General features: G+C 70.3%; 9 protein-coding genes. 5 read left to right on the top strand and 4 right to left on the bottom strand.

What is annotated here, in order from left to right; translation table 11 throughout:
- Positions 1–2,109 (bottom strand): methionine--tRNA ligase, encoded by a 2,109-nt coding sequence (gene metG, locus F8M74_RS12240; protein ID WP_141255239.1) that lies wholly within the window; start codon positions 2,107–2,109, stop codon positions 1–3.
- A 115-nt stretch (positions 2,110–2,224) separates the two neighbouring features.
- On the opposite strand from metG, the gene F8M74_RS12235 reads away from it, so the two are divergent.
- The gene (locus F8M74_RS12235; protein ID WP_141255238.1) at positions 2,225–3,025 is read left to right on the top strand and encodes an NRDE family protein; all 801 of its coding nucleotides are present in this window, start codon (positions 2,225–2,227) and stop codon (positions 3,023–3,025) included.
- A gap of 24 nt (positions 3,026–3,049) precedes the next feature.
- Here the strand turns inward: F8M74_RS12235 and F8M74_RS12230 are convergent, their stop codons facing one another.
- Genes F8M74_RS12230 through holB form a run of 3 tightly spaced genes read right to left on the bottom strand, consistent with a single transcriptional unit; the run spans position 3,050 to position 5,885 of the window.
- A complete protein-coding gene (locus F8M74_RS12230; protein WP_140854096.1) occupies positions 3,050–3,508 on the bottom strand; it encodes a hypothetical protein in 459 nt (152 codons plus the stop codon).
- A gap of 11 nt (positions 3,509–3,519) precedes the next feature.
- A complete protein-coding gene (gene holA / locus F8M74_RS12225) occupies positions 3,520–4,854 on the bottom strand; it encodes a DNA polymerase III subunit delta (protein ID WP_141255237.1) in 1,335 nt (444 codons plus the stop codon).
- Positions 4,851–5,885, bottom strand: a complete 1,035-nt coding sequence (gene holB, locus F8M74_RS12220) for a DNA polymerase III subunit delta' (protein ID WP_141255236.1) — start codon at positions 5,883–5,885, stop codon at positions 4,851–4,853. The genes holA and holB overlap by 4 nt, the downstream gene beginning before the upstream one ends.
- On the opposite strand from holB, the gene F8M74_RS12215 reads away from it, so the two are divergent.
- The 4 genes from F8M74_RS12215 to F8M74_RS12200 all read left to right on the top strand — a co-directional run bounded on the left by F8M74_RS12215 (position 5,884) and on the right by F8M74_RS12200 (position 19,399).
- Positions 5,884–7,461: a mechanosensitive ion channel family protein gene (locus F8M74_RS12215; RefSeq protein WP_141255235.1), complete on the top strand. Its 1,578-nt coding sequence runs from the start codon at positions 5,884–5,886 to the stop codon at positions 7,459–7,461. The two genes, holB and F8M74_RS12215, sit on opposite strands and share 2 nt — an antisense overlap.
- A 127-nt stretch (positions 7,462–7,588) precedes the next feature.
- The gene (locus F8M74_RS12210) at positions 7,589–13,852 is read left to right on the top strand and encodes a type I polyketide synthase (protein ID WP_141255234.1); all 6,264 of its coding nucleotides are present in this window, start codon (positions 7,589–7,591) and stop codon (positions 13,850–13,852) included.
- A gap of 17 nt (positions 13,853–13,869) precedes the next feature.
- Complete coding sequence (locus tag F8M74_RS12205; RefSeq protein WP_228560250.1) at positions 13,870–14,691, top strand: S9 family peptidase; 822 nt, start codon at positions 13,870–13,872, stop codon at positions 14,689–14,691.
- Positions 14,692–14,731: 40 nt separating this feature from the next.
- On the top strand, positions 14,732–19,399 hold the full coding sequence (locus tag F8M74_RS12200; protein ID WP_141255232.1) for a MupA/Atu3671 family FMN-dependent luciferase-like monooxygenase: 4,668 nt from the start codon (positions 14,732–14,734) through the stop codon (positions 19,397–19,399).
- Positions 19,400–19,411: the final 12 nt, after the last annotated feature.

Genomic DNA, 19,411 nt, shown 5'->3' with positions numbered 1-19,411 from the left:
TCACTTCACCTCGCTGCCAGGAGCCACATCGCCCGGGTCGAGCAGCGACAGCTCCTTGCCGCCCGGCCCCGCCGTCAGGAGCATGCCGCGTGACTCGATACCCTTGAGCTTGCGCGGCTTGAGGTTGGCCACCACCACCACGTTGCGCCCGGTGAGCGCCTCGGGCGCGAAGGCCTCCGCGATGCCGGAGACGATGGTGCGCGGGCTCCCCTCGCCCACGTCCACCGTGAGCTTGAGCAGCTTGTCCGCCTTCTGCACCTTCTCCGCGGCCAGCACCTTGCCGGCCTTCAGCACCACCTTGGCGAAGTCGTCGTACTCGATTTCACCCGACGACTCGGCCGCGCCAGCGCTCGGAGCCGCCTGCGTGGTTGCAGGAGCCTCGGCGGGCTTCTTCTCCGCCTTGGCGCCCTTGGCCGGACTGGCCTCCGCTGCCTGCGGCGCCACGGCGCCTTCCGGCAGCTTGATGATGGCGTTGACGCGCTCCTCCTCCAGCCGCGGTAGCAGCGGCTCGGGCGTGCCGATGGGACGGCTGCGATCCAACAGCGGGTACTTCGCGCCCTCCAGGGCCTGGAACGTCAGCGGCTCCGCGCCGAGCTGAGCGAAGAGCTTCTCCGACAGGCGCGGCGTCACCGGGGCGAGCAGCGCGCCCAGGAGGTAGGCCACGTCCGCGGCGTCGGACAGGTCCGCGCGAGCGACCTCCGCGTCCTTCTTCACCTGGGCCCACGGCGCGGCCGTCTGGAGGAAGCCGTTGGCGGCCGAGGCAATCTCGGTGATGACGCGGATGGCGGACCGGTACTCCAGCTTGTCAAACGCGTCGCGAACCTCCGGTACGCGGGCGAGCGCGGCCTCCACCAGGGCGCGGCCCGGGCCCTCGGCACGGCCGGGCGCCAGGCGCTTTTCCAGCGGACCGGCCAGCAGCGACAGGGCGCGGTTGGCCAGGTTGCCCACGTTGTTGACCAGCTCGCCATTCACGCGCTGGCGGAAGTCCTTGAGGTTGAGGTCCAGGTCCTCCACCCCCGGGCCCAGGTTGGCCGCGTAGAAGTAGCGCAAGTAGCTGGGGTCCAACTGGTCCAGGTAGTCGCGCACCGGCACCATGGTGCCGCGGCTCTTCGACATCTTCTCGCCGTTCACCGTGAGGTGGCCGTGGACCTTGATTTCGCTGGGGCCGTGGAAGCCCGCGACGTTGAGCACGGCCGGCCAGAACAACGCGTGGAAGTAGACGATGTCCTTGCCGATGAAGTGGATGATGCGGGTGTCGGCGTCCGCGGCCCAGTAATCCAGCGCGCTCTTCGCCTTGCCCGTCTCCTTCGCCCACTTCTCCGTGGTGGCGATGTACCCGATGGGCGCATCCAGCCAGACGTAGAAGTACTTGTCCGTCTCACCCGGAATGGCGAAGCCGAAGTACGGCCCGTCACGGCTGATGTCCCAGTCCGCAAGGCCCTTCTCGAAGAAGCCTTGGAGCTGCGTCGCCAGGCCCGGGTGGAGGAAGCCCGGCTTGCGCAGCACGTCCTGGAGGAAGTCCGCGTGCCGCGACAGCTTGAAGAACAGGTGTTCGGAGTGCTTGCGGACCGGGGGCGTGCCACACAGGGCACAGCGCGCGTCGATGAGGTCCGTGGGGTCGTAGGCCTTGCCGCACTTCTCGCAGGCGTCGCCGTACTGGTCGACCGCCTTGCAGTTGGGACAGGTCCCCTTGATGAAGCGGTCCGGCAGGAAGCGGCGATCGTTCTCGCAGTAGGTCTGCTCGATGTTCCGGCGCTCGATGTCGCCCTTCTCCTTCAGCCGCCCGTAGATGAGCTCCGCGTACTGGCGGTTCTCCGGCGAGTTGGTGGAGTGGAAGTAGTCGAAGCGGACATCGAGGTCGCGGAAGTCCCGCTGGTGCTCCTCGTGGAAGCGGGCGATGAACTCCTCGGGCTTGAGGCCCTGCTTCGCCGCGTTCAGCTCGATGGGCGTGCCGTGGGTGTCATCGGCACAGAAGTAGACGACGTCCCTGCCGCACGAGCGGAGGAAACGAACGTAGATGTCGGTCTGCACGTACTCGACGGCGTGGCCGATGTGGACCGGGCCGTTCGCGTAGGGCAGCGCGCTGGTGACGAGAATTCTCTCAGCCATGGACTCTCCTGAGGGCGGCGGACCTTAGCCGCTCGGATGGCCGAGGTCATCGACGGCGTGAGGACCGCGGGCACGAATGCGCCACGGAGCCGGAGATGTTATCGACCGGATACGCATGTGCACCATCATCATCCTGCGCCACGTCCACCCCGAATGGCCGCTGGTGCTCGCGGCCAACCGGGACGAGTTCTACGCCCGCCCTGCTACTGGCCCCCAAGTTCTTCTGGAGTCCCCGCTCGCCGTGGGCGGCCGGGACGAAGAGCGCGGTGGGACGTGGATGGGTGTAACCCACGGAGGGCTGTTCGTCGGCCTGACGAACCAGCGGGGCGAGCGAGGCCAGGGCCCGGCCCCCCGCTCGCGGGGCGAGGTGGTGCTGCGCGCCCTCCAGGCCGGCAGCGTGGACGGCGTGGACCGATACCTGGATACCCTGCCCGGCGACGAATTCATGCCCTTCAACCTCCTCTATGGGGACGCCCAGCGGCTGCGCGTGGCGTACGCCCGGAGGACGGACCGGCAGCTGCGGCGGGAGGACGTCCCCCTGGGGATACATGTCCTGCCCAATGACGTGCTGAACGCCCCCGAGTTGCCCAAGGTGGAGCGGGCCCGCCTGCTGACGACCGAGGTGGCGAAGAAGCCCTGGCCGGAGCTGGAGGCGGGCTTGAAGGCGGTGCTGTCGGACCCGACCCTTCCCGCGGAGGAGCTGATTCCGCCCCCAGGCGCGGGCGAGGACCTGCCCCGCGACTTCCTGCAACGGCTCCAGGCGCTCTGCATCCACACGCCGCTCTACGGGACACGCTCATCCGCCGTGGTGGCGCTGGCGCCGGGGCGCGTCGGGCACTACCTCGCCTCGGACACGCCGCCCTGCCAGGGCCCGTGGAAGGACGTCACGGGCCTGCTGACCGGGCCCACCGAGTGACAGTCGGCGGGGACTCCGACGCCTTCAAGACGCAGCGGCGCCATGCTCGCCCACGATGACCCGGGCCCGCCCGTCCATGGAGAGCTTCACCTCCTCCACGGTGGTGAAGCCTGACTCGCGAGCCAGCTCGGCCAGGTGCCGCATCCACGGGTTGTAGGGCATGCCGTTGTCCGAGCAGCACGGCACCACGGCGAAGGGCAGCCGGTGCGCCGCCGCGTACTGGATGATGATGCGGGTGGCGCCATCCGGGTGCATGCCCACCACCAGCTCCGCCTCACACGGCTCTTCCAGCGTGAAGATGCGCTGGGCGTAGGTGACGGGCAGATGCTTGTGCCGAAGGTCGAAGGTGGTGACGGCACGGCCCCGCTTCGTCAGCGCCTCGTTGAGCTTTCCCTGCCCGCCCGCCACGTCGAAGACGCGCGGCGCGTTGAAGCGCTCCACCAGGAAGTCCGCGAAGAGGTCGAAACGACGCTTGTCCGCCATATGCGCCTCCTCTAGTAACCCGCGCCGTGCTGGCGCACACACACCGTGGCCAGCAGCCGCTCGATGACCAACCGGCCGTTCGCCGACGACTTCAGCGCCAGGTCCGCTTCGGCGCAGGCCACCAGCGCGCCCAGCAACTCCCGCCGCTCATAGCCCGCCGCGGCCTTCATGCTGAACGTGAGCGCCCACGCGTTGGGCATCTTCCGCTTGCTGCCCTTCAGCTCCGCTTCCAGCCGGGGGAAGACGCGCGCCTCCACGTCCTTCGCGGTGCGAGGCGGATTGCCTCCCGAATAGCGCCACAGCCACTCATGGCTCTCCAGCAGGCTCCGGACGATGGAGGCCACCGCGCCCAGCAACTGCAACGCGTGCGTCCCCTGCCCCATGGCGTCATCCGCGTAGGACAGCGCCCCGCCGAAGTCGCGCTTCTGGAGCGCCTCGGACAGCTCGAAGAACTCCTCCTCGCGCGCGTGGTGGACCAGCGCGGCCACGTCCGCCCGTTCAATGGCGGGCCCTTCCGAATACGTGGCCAGCTTCTCCAGCTCCGACTGAAGCAGACGGATGTTCCCGCCGATGCGCTCCTTGAGTTCGTCCAGCGCGCCAGGCCCCAGCTTCTTCTTGAAGGGCGCCAGGAACTCCTTGGCGATGTCGGTCAGGTCCAGGTCCTTGTGACGCGCCGCCACCTTCCGCTCGACGACGTAGCCCTTGTCGTGGGCCAGCTTCACCAGCGGATTCTTGGCGTCCATGTCGGACGCGGCCAGCACCAGCGCATGGCCCGCCGGCACGCCCTTCTGGATGAGGTCCAGCAGCGCGGAGGCATCCCCCTCCGGCGCGGAGATACGCTCCTCGCGGCAGAAGGCGGCCGCCTCCTTGAGGAAGGCCACGTCCACGTCGGCCAGCTCGACGTTGAGCTCGTCCCTCCACTTCTCCACCGACGGCGCCCCGGGCGTGCTCGGGTCCAACTGGTCCACGCCCCAGCCCGCGCGGGCCGCCAGCGCCAACAGTCGCCGCGCGCCTTCCTTCCGCTTGCCCGCCTTCCACGCCTCGCGTGCCTTGCCCAGCGCGTCCCCCCGCCCCTTCTTGGGCGCCAGGAACTCCGGGTCGCGGACCAGCACCACCTTGCGGCCGGGGAACAGCGGCAGCGTAGCCAACTCCTGCGCCACCTCGCGCGGGCTGCCCGCGTCCAACACGGCCAGGTTGAGGCCCATCGCCGCGTCGGGGACGAGCAGCTTCACCAGCTCGTCAGCGCCCTTGCGGACCAGGAACTCCTCGCCCACCAACAGGTACACCGGGGCGACCTTGCCCCCCTTCACACTGGCCAGCACGTCATCCAGGTCACTGGCGCTCATCGCGACGTCTCCGTGAACAGGTCGATGAGCATCCGCTCCAACTGGAGCCGGGGCGCACCATTCCGGGCAATGGCCGCCCGCGCCGCATCCAGCAGCGAATGCCGGCGGTGCAGGAGGATGTCGGACGTACAGGCCGCGACCTGCCGGGCCAGCTCCGCCAGGTCGCGGTTGGCCAGCCCCGACTCCAGGCCTGACTTCACCAGCGCCACGTCGCGCGTCCACAGCGCCAGCAGCTCCAGGGTGCTCTCCGCCTCCTCGCGCGAGCCGCCATGGGCCTCCGCGAAGCGCAGCAGGCCGACGGCGTCCTCGCCGCGCAGGGTCTCGAAGGCGGTGACGATGTCCTTGCGCCGCGACAGCGCGTCCACGTCCAGCGCCATGGCCCGGCCCAGGCTGCCGCCCGCCATGACGGCCGCGAGCATGGCCGTCTCCGCGTCCAGCTTGCGCGCCTCCGCCACGCGCTGGGCCACCAGGTCCACCGGCAGCGGGCCGAAGTGCACCTTTCCGCACCGGCTGCGAATGGTGGGCAACAGGCGATCAATCGCGCTGGCCACCAGGATGAGCGTGGTGTCCGAGGGCGGCTCCTCCAGCGTCTTGAGGAACGCGTTCTGCGCCTGCACGTTCATCGTCTGGGCGGAGACGATGAGCGCCACCTTGCGGCGCGACTCCAGGCCGCGCAGGGCGATGCGCTCCTGAAGCTGGCGCACCTGCTCCACCCGCAGCTCCCGACTAGGTGTCCCAGTGAAGTCGGACCGGCCCGCCAGTCCTCGGGACACCCGTTCATCGTCTGGCATCACCCAGGTGACGTCCGGGTGGAGGCCCTTCTCCACCCGCTGGCAGCTCGCGCAGGCACCGCAGCCCACGTCTGGCTGCTCGGGGCACGTGAGGGCCTGGGCCAGCCCGACGGCCGCCAGCTCCTTGCCCACCCCTTCCGGCCCGGCGAAGAGGTACGCGTGGTGGACCGCGCCGCTGCGCAGGGCCGCCAGGAGGGCGTCCACCGCGCGAGGCTGTCCCAGTACCGTTGCGAGCGTCATGGCGCGTGTATCCCCGCTCACGCGGCACGCGTCAACGGCCGCCTTGACCCCCATGGAGATGGCGGGAGACATTCCCCCCGCCTTGCTGCCCTTCCTTCAGAGCAACCTGTCCCTGGCCGTGGGTGCGCTGCTCATCGTCGTGCTGATGGGGGTGCGCGCCGCCGCCCATGACACCGACCTTCGGCAGGATTTGAAGAGCGCCATCCGGCTCCTCATCGCGTTCATCGTGCTCCGGCTGGCGACGTGGGCCTTGCCGGCGACCGCCCCCGAAGGCCTCAAGAAGACGCTCCAGGTCGGCTGGATGCTGATGTTCACCTTCGGTGGCATCCGCGCCAGCGTGGCCCTGGCACTGAAGGTGATCCGGCTGCGCGCACCGGCGGTGGGCACGCCGAAAATCCTGCGCAACGTCATCGACTTCACGCTGTACCCACTGGCGGTGCTGCCGCTCCTGCGCACCCAGTTCAACGTGGACCTGGCGGGCCTGGTGGCCACGTCCGCGGTGCTGTCGGTGGTCATCGGTCTGGCGCTCCAGGAGACGCTGGGCAACCTCTTCGCGGGCCTGTCCCTCCAACTGGACCGCCCATTCGAGGTCGGCCACTTCATCCGCATCGGCACACACACCGGACGCGTGGTCTTCATTGGCTGGCGCTCCATCCGGCTGGCCAACTTCCGCCGCGAGGTCATCACGCTGCCCAACAGCATGGTGGCCAAGGAGCTGGTCCTCAACTTCACCCAGGACCCCAACCCCGTCGGCATCGACGTGGAGTTCCGCCTGTCACGGGACGCCGCGCCCAACCAGGTCAAGCACGCGCTGCTGGAGACGATGCGGGAGACCCCCCTCATCCTCCCGGAGCCGTCTCCCATCGCTCGCACGCTGAGCTACGAGGATTCCGCCATCCGCTACATGGTGCGGTTCTTCATCGGCGATTACGGCCTGGCCGACGCGGTGAAAGAGGACCTCCACACCCGCCTGTGGTACCGGCTGCGCCGGGCGAACATCGAGATTCCCTACGCCCAGCGCACGGTGCACGTGCGGCAGGAGCTGGCGCGCACGGAGCTGTCGGAGGACACCATCCGCAGCCTCCTGGGCGCCGTGGACCTCTTCCAGTCCCTGGATACGGAGGAGCTGGACCGGCTGCGCCAGGAGTCGCTGGTGCGCCGCTTCGGCGCCGGCGAGCGCATCATCCAGGAGGGCGACGAGGGCCGGACCTTCTACGTGCTCGCCTCCGGAGAGGTGAGCGTGCGCACGGGGAAGTCCCAGTCAGAAGTCACCCGCCTGGGTCGGGGCAGCTACTTCGGAGAGATGTGCCTGCTGACGGGAGAGCGCCGTTCGGCCACGGTGGTGGCCGTGGAGGATTCATTGCTCCTCGAAGTGGACCGTCCCACCTTCGCCCGCCTCTTCACGGAGTATCCCGGCCTGGCCCGGCAGCTCTCCTCCATGCTTGCCCAGCGGCGGACCCAGCTGCGCGCGGTGGCCGAAGCGAGCGGAACGAGCAACGACGCCATTCCCGCCGAGGTCGGCCGTATACTCGGACGGCTGCGCCAGATATTCGGGCTCAATGCCACACACGAGTAGGCTGAACGCAGCGGGGGGATGTCATGACAGACCTAGGTACGCCGGTTCCAAAGCTGGGGCGGGTTCGACCCTCCTCAAACTGTGCTGATTTGAACTGCTGGAAGCGGTACTTTTCAGGACTACTGTCATGACGGAAGACGTTGAAGGGCTTGCGGATTCGCCAGACATCGCGGTGGTGGGGATGGCCGCGCGACTGCCTGGAGCGCGCGATGTGGACACGTTCTGGCGCCGCGTGCGCGACGGCGTCGAGTCCGTCACGCACTTCAGTGACGCGCAGCTCCTGAGCGCGGGCGTGGACCCGGCGCTGCTCCAGGACCCGAACTACGTGAAGTCGGGGATGGTGTACGAGGGCCTGGAGGACTTCGACGCGGGCTTCTTCGGCTTCAGCGCGCGCGAGGCGTCCCTCATGGACCCGCAGCACCGCCACTTCCTGGAAGTGTGCTGGGAAGCGCTGGAGCACAGCGGCCATCCGCCGGAGCGATTCAAGGGGCCCGTCGGCGTGTTCGGCGGCTCGGGCATGAACGCGTACATGCCCTACAACCTCTTCACCAACCCGCAGCTGATGGAACAGGTGGGGCTGTTCCTCGTGCGGCACACGGGCAACGACAAGGACTTCCTCACCACCCGTGTCTCGTATTGCCTGGACCTGCGCGGGCCCAGCCTCAACGTGCAGACGGCGTGCTCCACGTCTCTCGTCGCCATCCACTCCGCCTGCCAGAGCTTGCTGGCGCGCGAGTGCGACCTGGCGCTGGCGGGCGGCGTCACGCTGGAGTTGCCGCACTACCGTGGCTACCTGTACCAGGAGGGAGAAATCCTCTCACCGGACGGGCACTGCCGCGCGTTCGACCACCGCTCCCAGGGCACGCTCTTCGGCAGTGGCGCGGGCGTCATCGTGCTGCGCCGCCTGGAGGACGCGCTGGCGGATGGCGACACCATCTACGCGGTGGTGAAGGGCAGCGCGGTGAACAATGACGGCGCGCGCAAGGTGGGCTACCTGGCGCCGTCCGTGGACGGGCAGGCGGACGCCGTCGTGGAGGCGCTCAACGTCTCCGGCATCAGCGCCGACTCCATCGACTACATCGAGTGCCACGGCACCGGCACGCCGGTGGGCGACCCGATTGAAATCACCGCCCTCACCCAGGCCTTCCGTACGCAGACGCAGAAGAGCGGGTTCTGCCGCATCGGCTCGGTGAAGACGAACATCGGCCACCTGGACACGGCCGCGGGCGTGGCGAGCTTCGTCAAGGTCGTCCAGATGCTGCGCCACAAGCAGATGGCGCCCACGCTGCACTTCGAGAAGCCCAACCCACAGATCGACTTCGCGCGCTCGCCCTTCAGCGTGAACGCCGCGCTGCGCGACTGGCCCGCCGCCAAGGGCCGGCCACGCCGGGCGTCGGTGAACTCGCTGGGCGTGGGTGGCACCAACGCGCACGTCATCCTGGAGGAGGCGCCCGCGCAGCCGCAGACGTCCGCTGCGCGTCCCTTCGAGACGCTGTGGCTGTCCGCGCGCACCCCCGCCGCCCTGGAGCGCGCCGCGCAGCGGCTGGCTCAGCGGCTGGGTGAAGCCGACGCGCCCAACCTGGGTGACACCTCGTACACCCTGCTTGAGGGCCGCCGCCGCTTCGCGCATCGCCGCGCCGTGGTGGCATCGTCCCGCGAGGACGCCGTGCGCCTGCTGTCGCAGCCAGAGGCCGCACGGACGGCCCAGGCACAGACGGAGGCGGAGGGCCGCTCCGTCGTCTTCCTCTTCCCGGGCGGCGGCGCGCAGTACCCGGGCATGGCGAAGGGTCTCTACGAGCAGGAGCCTGTGTTCCGCCGCGCGCTGGATGAGTGCCTGTCGCTGCTCGAACAGCACCAGTCGTTGAAGCTGCGGCCCCTGCTCTTCCCGGAGGCCGGCGCCGAGAAGGAGGCCCGCGCCCAGTTGGAGCAGGCCACGTACGCGCTGCCAGCGCTGCTGTCCGTGGAGCTGTCGCTCGCCGCGCTGTGGAAGGCGCGGGGCCTGACGCCGCAGTCCTGCATGGGCCACAGCATGGGCGAGTACGCCTGCGCGCAGCTCAACGGCGTGTTCTCGGTGAAGGACGCGCTGGGCATCGTCGCCTGCCGTGGCCGCCTCTTCGACCAGCTCCCCGCCGGCGCGATGCTCAGCGTGGAGATGCCCGAGGCGGAGCTGAAGCCGCTGCTGGGCGAGGGCCTGGACCTGGGCGCGCACAACGCGCCGGGGCTGTGCCTCGTCTCCGGTGAAGTGGCCGCCATCGAGGCGCTGGAGGCGCAGCTCAAGGCTCGCGAGGTGGAGGCGCGGCGGCTGCACATCCGCGTGGCCGCGCACTCACGCATGCTGGAGCCCATCCTCGCGCCCTTCCGTGAGTTCCTGGGCACGGTGCGCTTCTCCAAGCCCACCGGCCCGTGGATCTCCAACGTCACCGGGACCTGGGTGACGCCGGAGGAGGCCACGTCGCCCGACTACTGGGTGCGGCACCTGCGCCAGCCGGTGCGCTTCGCCGAGGGCGCGGGCGTGCTCCTGGCGGACAAGGCGCGCGTCTACCTGGAGGTCGGCCCCGGCCAGACGCTGACGCAACTGCTGCGCGCCCAGGTGGAGAAGCCGCAGGCCGAGCAGTTGGTGCCGTCGCTGCGGCACCCCAACGACACCGTGGCGGACCTGGCGTTCTTCCAGCTCGCGCTCGGCCGCCTCTGGGCCGCGGGCGTGGACCTGGACGCCGCCGCGCTCTTCGACGGCCAGAAGCGGCGCCGCGTGGCGCTGCCCACGTATGCCTTCGAGCGCGAGCGCCACTGGGTGGAGCCGGGCAGCGGCACCTTCATGGCTCGGCGCGAGGGTGAGCGCCCGCTGGTGCGTGAAGAGAACGTGTCGCGCTGGGGCTACGTGCCGCGCTTCCGCGAGCAGGCCGGCGCGGCGCCGGAGGCACCAACGGAGAACGAGCGCTGGCTCCTCGTGGGCGAGCAGCACCTGCTGCTCAGCGAGCTGGCTCGCGAGCTGTCGGCGCGCGGCGCCCAGGTGATGCGCGTGCTTCCGGGCGATGCCTTTGGCCGCGCGGACGAGGGGCACTTCACCCTGCGGTTCGACGCGCGCGAGGACTGGGAGGCGCTCTGGGATGCGCTGGGCGCCGAGGGGCGCGTGCCACCTCGCATCGTGGACATCACCGGCCGGGACATGGCCCCGCTGGGTTGGGAACGCGCGGTGTCGCGGTACTTCCTCACGCCGCTGGCGCTGATGCAGTCCCTGACCTCCGAGTCGCTGCCTCCGGGCCTGCGCTACATGCGGGTGACCCAGGAGGCCCTGCCCGCCGAGGGGCACGCCACGAGCCCCGAGCAGGCGCTCAGCTTCGGTCCGCTGCTCGTGGGTCCGAAGGAACTTCCCGAGCTCAAGGCCCGCGTGGTGGACCTGCAGTTGGTGGTCAACGTGATGGGGCAGGCGCGAGAGCTCGCGGACGAGCTGCTGCGCCCGGACGTCGAGGCTCCGGTGGCGCTGCGCGGTGGACGCCGGCTGGTGCAGGTGGTGGAGCGGACGGCGCTGGACGAGGGCCCGACACCGCTGCGTGAGCAGGGCGTCTACCTCATCACGGGCGGCCTGGGCGGCATCGGCCGCACGCTCGCCGAGCTCTTCGCTCGCAAGGTGAAGGCCCGGCTCGCGCTGGTGTCGCGGTCGGCGGCCAGTGCGTCGCACGCGGAGCTTCAGCGCACGTTGGAAGGCCTTGGCGCGCAGGTGCTGCTGCTCAAGGCGGACACCACGGACGCTGGCCAACTGCGCGCGGCCATCGCCCAGGTGCGGGAGCGCTTCGGCGCCTTGCACGGCGTGGTGCACGCGGCGGGCACGCTTGAGGACGGGCCGCTGGAGGCGAAGACGCGCGACTCGGCCCTGCGGGTGCTCGCGCCCAAGGCACTGGGCGCGCTCTCGCTGGAAGAGGCGCTGCAAGGCGCGGCCCTGGACTTCTTCGTCAGCTTCGCGTCGACGAGCGCGTGGCTCGGGCCTCCGGGACAGGTGGACTACGTCGCCGCCAACGCGTACCTGCTGGCACAGGCGACGCGGCTGGAGGCCACGGGCATCGCGAAGCGTGCGCTCGCGCTGGGCTGGGGTGTCTGGCAGGAGGTCGGCATGGCCGCGGCGCAGCTCGCGCCACAGTTGCCGCCCGGTGAGTCCGTCAGCCATCCGCTGCTCCAGCGGCGCGTGGAGTCCCCTGAAGGGCACCACGTCTTCCGCGCCATCTACGACGCGAAGGCCCACTGGGTGCTGGATGAGCACCGCATGCGCGGCGGAGGCCCCGTCCTCCCCGGCACGGCCTATGTCGAGCTGGCCCGCGCCGCCTGGGCGCTGGCGCGTCCTGGCGAGCCGCTGGAGTTGTCGCAGCTCTCGCTGGTGTCACCGCTGGACGTCCCGGACGGCGAGGTACGGGAGGTGGAGATCGGGCTGGCGCCGGAGGGCGACGGCTTCACCTTCCGCGTGCGCAGCCGCGCGGCCGGAAACGCCTGGACGGAGCACGCCACCGCGCGGCTCCACCAGGCCACGGGCCAGCGTCCCGCGGCGCTGAACGTGCCCGCGGCGAAAGCCCGCTGCGGTGAGCGGCCGCTGACCTTCGGCGAGGGCGAGCAGACCCTGCCGCAGGACGCGCTCATCGCGTTCGGTCCGCGCTGGAAGGTGCTGCGCAGCGCAGGCTTCGGCACGTCCGAGGCCCTGGGCCGTCTGGAGCTGCCCGCTGCCTACCGCGAGGACCTGTCGACGTACGGGATTCCGCCCGGGCTGCTGGACATCGCCTCCGGCTTTGCCTTCTCCCTGCTCCCCGACGCGGGACAGCCGGGGAAGCTGCACGTGCCCGTCTCCTACCGGCAGCTCCAGGTCTGGGGCCCCTGGCCCCAGGTGGCGCTGAGCCACGTCCGGGTGCGCCAGGAGGAAGGCCGCGGCGCGCTGCTCGACGTCACGCTCACCGACACGGACGGGAATGTCTTCTGCGCCATCGAGGGCTACCTCGTCGCGTCCGTCGAGGCGCGGCGTTTCGGCCGCTCGCCGCAGAAGAAGGGCTCACTGCTGGAGAGCTGGCTGCCTTTGGGCATCAAGCCGGCGGAAGGCCAGGACGCCTTCCTGCGCGCGCTGGCCCTCAAGGACACGCCCGCGCTCTTCGTCAGCTCCATGGACCTGCACACCCTCGCGGCCCGCATGCGCCCGAAGCAGGAGGCGAAGCCCGCGGCGGCGGCGGCCACGGCCCAGCCAGGCGCGCCGTCCGGTGTGGCGGCCGCGGACGCACCGCGCGACGACGTGGAGCGCAAGCTGGCGGAGCTGTGGCAGCAGTTGCTCGGTGCGCCGAAGGTGGGGCTCAAGGACAACTTCTTCGAGCTGGGCGGACACTCGCTCATCGCGGTGCGCCTGTTCGCGCGCATCAAGAAGACGCTGGGCGCGGACCTGACGCTGGCCACGCTGTTCGAGGCCCCCACGCTGGAGCAGTGCGCCGCGCTGGTGCGTGAGGCCGCCGGGATTCCCTTCACGCCAGACGCCGCTCCGGGTGACGCGACGCCAGCCGCGCAAGCCCCAGGCGTCAAGGCGACGCCGAAGGCATGGTCTCCGCTGGTCACCATCCAGAAGGGCGGCAATGCCCTGCCCTTCTTCTGCGTGCACGGCGCGGGCGGCAACGTCCTCAACTTCCGCGAGCTGGCGCAGACGCTCGGCAAGGAGCAGCCCTTCTACGGGCTCCAGGCGCGTGGCGTGGACGGCAAGCTGCCTCCGGCCGACAGCATCGAGGAGATGGCGTCCATCTACCTGGAGGGCATCCGCCAGGTGCAGCCCCACGGGCCCTACCTGCTCGGCGGCTACTCCGGCGGCGGCGTGGTCGCCTACGAAATGGCGCAGCGACTGCACGCACTGGGCGAGCCGGTGGCGCTGGTCGCGTTCCTGGATACCTTCCACCCGTCCACCCAGGAGCGGCGCCAGTCCCTCAATGAGCGCCTGCGGGAGCTGCGCCGGGAAGGCGCGGCCAGCTACGTCAGCCGGAAGCTGCGCACCAAGGTGGAGCGCGACGGCACCCGGCTGTTGAGCCAGCTCAAGCTGCGCTGGTACGAGCAGCGGGGCGAAGCGCTGCCCATCGAGCTGCGCAACCTCCAGCTCACCGAGCGCTTCCAGGCCCTGTCCAGCCGCTACGTCCCCAGCCCCTATGCCGGTCCCGTGACGCTGTTCCGCGCGCAGGAGATTCACGCCATCTACGCGCACATGGGCACCAGCCTCGGCTGGGAGCCGCTGGTGCCGGCGCTGAACATCCGCGAGGTGCCGGGCGACCACGACAGCCTGGTGCGCGAGCCCAACGTCCATGTCCTGGGGCGGTTGCTCCGTGAGGCCTTGGACGATGCACAGCGCGGCACGCGTGACGAGGCGCGCCGGGTGGGCACGAAGTGAGAGGGGCGCGCTTCAGGGTGAACCAGCGCTTCCCGCTGGTCACAGCCGCTGTGCTGGCGGTGGGGATACTCATGGTGGGATTGACTCGAGACGACGCGGATCTCCCGGGCCCGTTCCCCTACACCGGCGCGCCCCTATCGGCGGAGGAACGGGCGCGCCTGGCCTCGGATGGATGGACGGTGACAGGCCCCGACGCGCCGCCCAGGCTCGTCGCCTTGACGCGGCCGCCCTCCGCGGGTGAGACGCGGTGGCTGGTGTACTTCGGCGGCAACACCCCGGGGTACCTCGCGGAGGCAAAGTCCGTCCTGCTCTCGCTGGACGAAGGCCGCGGGCTCGGGCTGGCCGCCATCGCGCCCCCCGGCTTCGACGGCTCGCCGGGCAAGCCCTCCCCCGAAGCACTGCGTGACAGCGCCGCGAGCGCCATGCGCTGGCTGACGGAGACGCATCCTGCCGCGGCGCAGGACATCCACCTCGTGGGCTTCTCCATGGGAACCATGTCGGCGCTCGCGGCGGCCCACGCGCTTCGGGCGCAGGAGACGCCCGCTCGGAGACTGGTGCTGTTCGCGCCGTTCCAGGCGATGAAGGTGGGGCGCACGGGGCTCATCGGAAGCCTCGTCGGGCGGCACCGGTACGACAACCAGCCGCTGCTGCAACCCAAGCGACTCCCGCCCGCACTCGTGCTGCATGGAGGCGCCGACAGCGCGCTGCCCCCCGTCCAGGGCGAGCGCGTCAGCCGCGGGCTTCGCGTCCCCCTCAAGACGTACCCCGGTATCGGTCACGCCGAGCTTTTGAAGCATCCCCCCGCGCTCGCCGACGCCCGGCAGGGCCTGGGCTTGTGAGCGGGGAACACCCGAATCGCAGCAACGCAGGAGGCACTGAATGAGCGCGGCTCCGGAGTCGCCCAGCTGTTTCATCATTGGCGAGGGCACCCTCGTCGTTCCCTGTGCACAAGCCCTCACCGAGCGCGGCGTCCGGATTCTCGGGCTCGTCACGCGCGAGCCCGCGCTCCAGAAGTGGGCGGAGGAGCAGGGCGTGCCCCACGTGCCGCCCGGCGAGCAGGTGCTGCCCTTCCTGTCCCAGGCGCCCTTCGACTGGCTCTTCAGCATCGTCAACCTGAGCATGGTGAAGGACGAAATCCTGCGCCTGCCCCGGCGCATGGCCATCAACTTCCATGACGGCCCGCTGCCCCGCTACGCCGGACTCAATGTCACGTCGTGGGCGCTGCTGAACCGGGAGCCTCAGCACGGCGTCACGTGGCACGAGATGACGAAGGGCGCGGACGAGGGCCGCATCCTCAAGCAGCGCCTCTTCGACATCGCCCCCGGTGAGACGGCCTTCAGTCTCAACGCCCGCTGCTACACGCTGGGCATGGAGACCTTCGCGGAGCTCGCGGAAGAGCTGGTCGCGGGCACGTCCGAGGCGAAGGAACAGGATTTCGCGCAGCGCAGCTACTTCGGCCTCGCGCAGCGTCCGGAGGCCGCGGGCGTCCTCGACCTCCACGGAGACGTGGACGTGGCGCACGCGCTGGTGTCGGCGCTCGACTACGGCGGCTACCCCAACCCGCTGTCCTTCGCGAAGGTGTGGCTGGGCAACGGGCCCATCGCCATCTCCGAGGCCCGCCGCTCCGAGCCGGCATCCGAGTCCGCCCCGGGCACCGTGCTCGACATCGAGGGTGACGCGCTGACGGTGGCGCTCCAGGGCGGAGACCTCACGCTGAAGGGCCCCAAGGGGCTGTGCGGCGCGCCACTGTCGTGGGCCGACGTGCTCGGCGCTCGAATGCTTGCCCGGGGTGACGTCCTGCCCGCCGCCGCTCCGGAGCTGCGCGCCCGGCTGACCGAGGTGGGCACGCAGGCGGGCAAGGCGGAGTCGTTCTTCCTCCGTCGCCTGGAGACGCTCGCGCCACCGGACCTGTCCTTCCTGGGCGGCAGCTCCAAGGACATGGGGACGCACACGCTGAAGTTCGAGGCCAGCGACCTTGCCCCTGGCTGGGTCACGGACCTGCCTCCCGAGGAGCGGCTGCTCTTCACCGCCATCGCTTTCCTGGCGCGCCTGTCCCCCGAGCCCCGCTTCGACGTCGGCTACGCGGATGCGTCCACGCGCGCCCGCATCGAAGGCGTGGAAGGATTCTTCGCCTCGCAGCTCCCGCTGCGCATCGAGCTGCCGATGAAGGATGCGCCGGAGCAGGCCGCGGGTGCCTTCCGCAAGGCGCTGACGCAACTGCGCGACAAGGGCGTGCTCGCGCGCGACGTCCTGGGCCGCTCCGCCCAGCTCTCCAACCTCCAGCGCCACGGCGGCGAAGTGGCGTATCCCGTCGCGCTGCGCATCGGAGCGGCGAACCCCGCCGTGGGTGGCGCGGCGCTCGTCATTGACGTGGACGCGCAGGGCCGACACGCCCACGTGCACTTCGATGCCACGCGCGTGGACAAGGCCCGCGTGGACGACGTGGCGCGGCAGCTCAACGCGTTCCTCGCCTCGCTCCGGGACGCGCCGGGGAAGGCGGTGGGCGAGCATGACCTGCTGGGCGCGGAGGAGCGCCAGCTGCTGGCCCGGTGGAACGACACGCGGCGGGACTTCCCCCGTGACGCCACCCTGGCCTCGCTCTTCCAGGCCCAGGCGCGGCGCACACCGGACGACACCGCGCTCATCTGCCGGGGCGCCTCGCTGACCTACCGCGAGCTGGACGCGCGCGCCGAGGTGCTCGCACGGCACCTGCGCGGCGCGGGCGTGGGTCGCGACGTGCGCGTGGGCATCTTCATGGAGCGCTCGCTGGAGATGATGGTGGGCGTGCTGGCCACGCACAAGGCGGGCGGCTGCTACGTGCCGTTGGACCCGGCCTATCCCGCCGAGCGCATCGCGTTCATGGAGGAGGACGCGGGCTGCCACCTAGTGCTCACCCAGGAGCGGCTGCTGTCGCGCGTGCCGTCCACGGCGAAGGCCGTGCTCGCGGTGGACCAGCAGTGGGAGCGCATCGCCGCCGCGCCGGAGGCCCAGACGCCGCCGGCCACGCCGGACAGCCTCGCCTACGTCATCTACACCTCGGGCAGCACGGGCAAGCCCAAGGGGGTGATGATTGAACACCGCAACGTCGTGAACTTCGGCGTTGGCATGGACGAGCGCCTGGGCACGGAGCGCGGCACCTGGCTGGGGGTGACGAGCCTCAACTTCGACATCTCCGTGCTGGAGCTGCTCTGGACGCTCACGCGCGGCTTCACGGTGGTGCTGCATGCGGAGCGGCACGACGCGGCGCAGGCCGGCAAGCACGCCTCGCGCGCGATGGAGTTCAGCCTCTTCTACTTCTCCAGTGATGAAGGCGAGCGTCCTGAGGGCCGCTATGACCTGCTCATGGAGAGCGCGCGCTTCGCGGACACGAACGGCTTCTGCGCCGTGTGGACGCCGGAGCGACACTTCCACGCGTTCGGCGGACTCTTCCCCAACCCGGCAGTGACGTCGGCCGCGCTGGCGGCGGTGACGCGCAACGTGCAGCTCCGCGCCGGCAGCCTCGTGTCGCCGCTGCACCCCACGCTGCGCATCGCCGAGGACTGGTCCGTGGTGGACAACATCTCCCACGGCCGCGTGGGCATTTCGTTCGCCGCGGGCTGGCAGCCCAACGACTTCGCGCTGCGTCCGGAGACCTTCCCGGACCGCAAGCGCATCATGTTCCAGCAGATTGAAGACGTGCGCCGGCTGTGGCGTGGCGAGGCGCTGGAGACAAAGAGCGGCACGGGCCACACCGTGAAGCTGCGCACCCTGCCCCGCCCGGTGCAGAAAGAGCTGCCCATCTGGGTCACCACCGCGGGCAACCCCGAGACCTTCGAGGAAGCGGCGCGCGCGGGCTGCCACGTCCTCACCCACCTGCTGGGCCAGTCGGTGGAAGAGGTGGCGCAGAAGATTGCCCTCTACCGGGAGACGTGGGCCAAGGTCGGCCACCCCGGCAAGGGCACCGTGTCGCTGATGCTGCACACCTTCGTCGGTGACTCCGAGGCTTCCGTGAAGGAGGTCGTCCGCGAGCCGATGAAGTCGTACCTCAAGTCGTCGGTGGGCCTCATCAAGGAGGCGGCCTGGAGCTTCCCGGCCTTCAAGGCGCAGACGACGCTGGCCAACGGCAACTTCGGCACCGACCACCTGTCCGCCGAGGAGATGGACGCGCTGCTCGACTTCTCCTTCGAGCGCTACTTCCAGTCCTCCGGCCTGTTCGGCAGCGTGGATGCATGCGTCGCGCTCGTGGACCGGCTCAAGGGCCTGGACGTGGACGAGATTGCCTGCCTCGTGGACTTCGGTGTGCCCACGGAGCTGGTGATGAAGCACCTGCCACTGCTGGCCGAGGTGCGCCAGCGCGCCAACTCGGGCGTGGGCCAGCCGGGCGCCGAGCCCGAACTCGACGGCTCCATCCCCGCGCTGATGGAGCGTCACGCGGTGACGCACCTCCAGTGCACGCCGTCCCAGGCGAGCATGCTGCTGGCCGAAGAGCGCTCGCGCGAGGGCCTCAAGCGGCTGACGAAGATGATGGTGGGCGGCGAGGCCTTCCCCGTCCCGCTGGCGCGTCAGCTCTCCGAGACGGTGTCCGGCGACGTCATCAACATGTACGGCCCCACCGAGACGACCATCTGGTCCTCGACCCAGCCGGTGAAGAACGTGGGCGAAGGCGTCCCTATCGGTACGCCCATCGCGAACACGCAGCTCTACATCCTGGATGCGCAGCAGCGTCCGCTGCCCATTGGCGCGGCGGGGGAGCTGTACATCGGCGGCGAGGGCGTGGTGCGGGGCTACCACCACCGTCCGGAGCTGGACCGCGAGCGCTTCGTGCCGGACCCGTTCTCCTCCCAGCCGGGCGCGCGGATGTACCGCACCGGCGATGCCGCGCGGTGGAGGCACGACGGTCTGGTGGAGTACATCGGCCGGCTGGACCACCAGGTGAAGGTGCGCGGCTTCCGTATCGAGCTGGGCGAAATCGAATCCCGGCTGGGCGAACACCCCGCCGTGCGGGAGACGGTGGTCATCGTCCGCGAGGACATTCCGGGCGACAAGCGGCTGGTGGCCTACCTCATCGCGAAGCCGGGCGAGCCGCCCGCGGCAGACGCGCTGCGCGAGTTCCTGCGCACGAGGCTGCCCGAGTACATGGTGCCGCAGGCCTTCGTGACGCTGAGCACCTTCCCCCAGACGCCGAACAAGAAGGTGGACCGCAAGGCCCTGCCACCTCCGGAGCAGGCGCAGGCGCGCGGGGAGCTGGTCCGGCCGGAAGGCGAGACGGAGGCGCTGATTGCCAGCATCTGGCAGGACGTGCTCAAGCTCGACAAGGTCGGCGTGGAGGACAAGTTCGTCGACCTGGGCGGCCACTCACTGCTGATGGTGCAGGTGCTGGAGAAGCTCAAGGCCCAGGTGGAGAAGCCCCTCACGCTGGTGGACCTGTTCCGCTACCCCACCATCCGCACCCTCTCCGGGTTCCTGTCGGGTGACAGCGGCGAGGAAGAAGCGCTCAAGGAAGTCGCGGCGCGCGGTGAGGCCCGGGCCGCGGCTCGCCGGGCGATGCAGCAGCGCCGCCGCCGGTAGACGTTCATTGCC

It is taken from the genome of Myxococcus sp. CA023 (assembly GCF_010998615.1).
Taxonomy (GTDB): domain Bacteria; phylum Myxococcota; class Myxococcia; order Myxococcales; family Myxococcaceae; genus Myxococcus.
This window is presented reverse-complemented; position numbering and strand designations above follow the sequence as displayed.

Bases quoted from the DNA above. Each gene is read 5' to 3' on its own strand.
- F8M74_RS12235 (WP_141255238.1), top strand. From the start codon at position 2,225: ATGTGCACCATCATCATCCTGCGCCACGTCCACCCCGAATGGCCGCTG.
- holB (WP_141255236.1), bottom strand. From the start codon at position 5,885: ATGACGCTCGCAACGGTACTGGGACAGCCTCGCGCGGTGGACGCCCTC.
- holA (WP_141255237.1), bottom strand. From the start codon at position 4,854: ATGAGCGCCAGTGACCTGGATGACGTGCTGGCCAGTGTGAAGGGGGGC.
- F8M74_RS12210 (WP_141255234.1), top strand. From the start codon at position 7,589: ATGACGGAAGACGTTGAAGGGCTTGCGGATTCGCCAGACATCGCGGTG.
- F8M74_RS12200 (WP_141255232.1), top strand. From the start codon at position 14,732: ATGAGCGCGGCTCCGGAGTCGCCCAGCTGTTTCATCATTGGCGAGGGC.
- F8M74_RS12230 (WP_140854096.1), bottom strand. From the start codon at position 3,508: ATGGCGGACAAGCGTCGTTTCGACCTCTTCGCGGACTTCCTGGTGGAG.
- F8M74_RS12215 (WP_141255235.1), top strand. From the start codon at position 5,884: ATGGCGCGTGTATCCCCGCTCACGCGGCACGCGTCAACGGCCGCCTTG.
- metG (WP_141255239.1), bottom strand. From the start codon at position 2,109: ATGGCTGAGAGAATTCTCGTCACCAGCGCGCTGCCCTACGCGAACGGC.